The sequence below is a fragment of the Rhodococcus sp. ENV425 genome (assembly GCF_002887785.1).
Lineage (GTDB): Bacteria > Actinomycetota > Actinomycetes > Mycobacteriales > Mycobacteriaceae > Rhodococcus > Rhodococcus aetherivorans.
This window is the reverse complement of the sequence record NZ_PCZU01000185.1, coordinates 1-2,530: the sequence shown is the minus strand read 5'-3', so window position 1 is coordinate 2,530 and position 2,530 is coordinate 1. Positions and strand designations below refer to the sequence as shown.

The following is a 2,530-nucleotide window of genomic DNA, read 5'->3' as shown; positions in this document are numbered from 1 at the left end:
CCGTGAGGTCGTTGACGACGATCCGCGGGCACCCGACTTTCCTGCCATACCCGTCAGGTTAGTCGCAATGTCCACAACCGAACCATCCGCAACACCGGCATCAGCCGCACGCGGTGGTCACACCGGCGCCGGGACGGATCAGATGCCGCGACCGGATGCGGCGACCTCCGCGACGTCGGCCGCCTCCCCGGACGTCTCGACGCGCACCTCGTCACGGCCGAACGCATGCAGGAGCAGCTCGGCGGGTTCGCCGCGCAGGACCACGGTGCGCGGCCCGCGACGCCGGACCGTCGCGCGGGTGCCGTCGGGGCGTTCGAACACCACCGTGACGTCGGTGCCGCGATAGCCGCGCCGGCCGACCTGCCGGGCCATCTGCCACAGGCGGTCCTGGGTCGACGGGTCGAGCGGTCGCGGCTCCCACCCGGGCGCGGCGCGCCGCACGTCCTCGTGGTGGACGAACATCTCCGCGGCATTGGCGAGTCCGTCGACGAGGTACAGCGGCGACCAGATCGGCGGTCCGGACTCGATGTCGGCGAGCAGTTGCTCCCACGACCCTCCCGCCGCCTCGGCGCGCACCCGCTCGGTGTGCCCGGCCAGGGGTGGCAGGACGATGCCCGGCATCGTGTCGATCCGGCGTTCGCGGACCACGAGGTGGGCGGCGAGGTCCCGGGCGGTCCAGTCCCCGCACAGGGTGGGGGCGTCGGGACCGGTCTGTGTCATGGTGCGGACGAGTGCGTGTCGTTCGTCACGGGCGAGGCTCACGCGGCCCACTGTAGTGCCGGACCGTCCGGTAGCGCCGGACCGTCCGGCACGGCAGGGTGCGGTTGCGCCGGCGCGGCTACGCCGGGCCCGGGACGGTGATCACCGTCGGCACGATCATCGGCCGGCGACGGTAGGTGTCGGACACCCAGCGCCCGACGACACGGCGGATCGCCTGGGCGATGCGGTGGGCGTCGTCGATACCCTCGGCGGCGAGCTCGTTGAGGACCTTGTCCACGAGTTGCGCGGCCTCGGAGAGCGCTTCCGGGTCGTCGGAGAAGCCGCGGCCGGACACCCCCGGGGTGCTCACGGCGCGACCGTTCTCGTCCACGGCGACGGAGATGGAGATGAAGCCGCCCTCGCCGAGGATCAACCGGTCCGACAGGGTCGATTCGCCGACGTCACCGACGGACAGGCCGTCGACGTAGACGTGGCCGACGGGTACCTGTCCGACGATCTCCGCGAGCCCGTCGACGAGGTCGACGACCACGCCGTCCTCGGCGAGCACGATCCGGTCCCGCGGCACCCCGGTCGCCTCGGCCAGCGCCGCGTTGGCCCGCAGGTGCCGCCATTCGCCGTGCACCGGCATCGCATTCGTCGGGCGCACCGCGTTGTACAGGTACAGCAGCTCGCCCGCGGAGGCGTGGCCGGAGACGTGCACCTTCGCGTTCTGCTGGGTGACGACGGTGGCGCCTCGCTTGGCGAGGCCGTTGACGACCGCGAACACCGAATTCTCGTTGCCCGGGATCAGGGAGGAAGCCAGGATGACGAGATCGTCGGCCTTGATGTTGATCTGGCGGTGCTCGCCGCGCGCCATGCGCGACAGCGCGGACAGCGGTTCACCCTGCGAGCCGGTGGAGATCAGCACGAGCCGGTTGTCGGGCAATGTCGCGGCGGTGTCGAGATCGACGACGAGCCCGTCCGGCACCCGCAGGTAGCCGAGGTCCTGCGCGATCTGCATGTTGCGCACCATCGACCGTCCGACGAAGGCGATGCGGCGGTTGTACCGCCCGGCGACGTCGACGACCTGCTGGATGCGGTGCACGTGGCTGGCGAAGGACGCGACGATCACGCGCTGGGTGGCCTTGCCGATGACGTTGTCCAGGACGCCGCCGATCTCGCGTTCGGGCATCACGAAGCCCGGCACCTCGGCGTTGGTGGAGTCGACGAGGAACAGGTCGACGCCCTCGTCGCCGAGCCGGGAGAATCCGGCGAGGTCGGTGAGGCGGCCGTCGAGCGGCAACTGGTCGAGCTTGATGTCGCCGGTGTGCAGCACGAGCCCGGCCTCGGTGCGGACGGCGACGGCGAGCGCGTCCGGGATCGAGTGGTTGACGGCGAAGTACTCGCACTCGAACGGGCCGTGCGTGGTCTTGTCCCCCTCGACGACTTCGACGAGGTTGGGCCGCAGCCGGTGCTCGCGGCATTTCGCGGCGACGAGCGCGAGGGTGAACTTCGAGCCCACGACCGGGATGTCGGGACGCAGGCGCAGCAGGAACGGCACCGCCCCGATGTGATCCTCGTGGCCGTGGGTGAGGACGACGGCTTCGACGTCGTCCATGCGGTCCTCGATGTGCCGGAAGTCCGGCAGGATCAGGTCGACGCCGGGCTGCTGGTCCTCGGGGAAGAGCACGCCGCAGTCGATGACGAGGAGCCGGCCCTGATGCTCGAAGACCGTCATGTTGCGGCCGATCTCGCCGATGCCGCCGAGCGCGACGACGCGCAGGCCCTTCGGCGGCGCCTTCGGCGGGGTGCCGAGGCGCCCCGACATGTC

The 2,530-nt window shown here is 71.1% G+C and carries 2 protein-coding genes; both read right to left on the bottom strand.

Annotated features, from left to right (window positions below; genetic code table 11):
• Window positions 1–138: 138 nt before the first annotated feature.
• Window positions 139–762 carry a TIGR03085 family metal-binding protein gene (locus CQZ88_RS15335; RefSeq protein ID WP_029543318.1) on the bottom strand — a complete coding sequence of 208 codons (624 nt, stop codon included), beginning with the start codon at window positions 760–762 and terminating at the stop codon, window positions 139–141.
• Between the two features lie 76 nt (window positions 763–838).
• Window positions 839–2,530: ribonuclease J (locus tag CQZ88_RS15330; RefSeq protein WP_102799990.1), on the bottom strand; the 1,692-nt coding region annotated here is incomplete at its 5' end.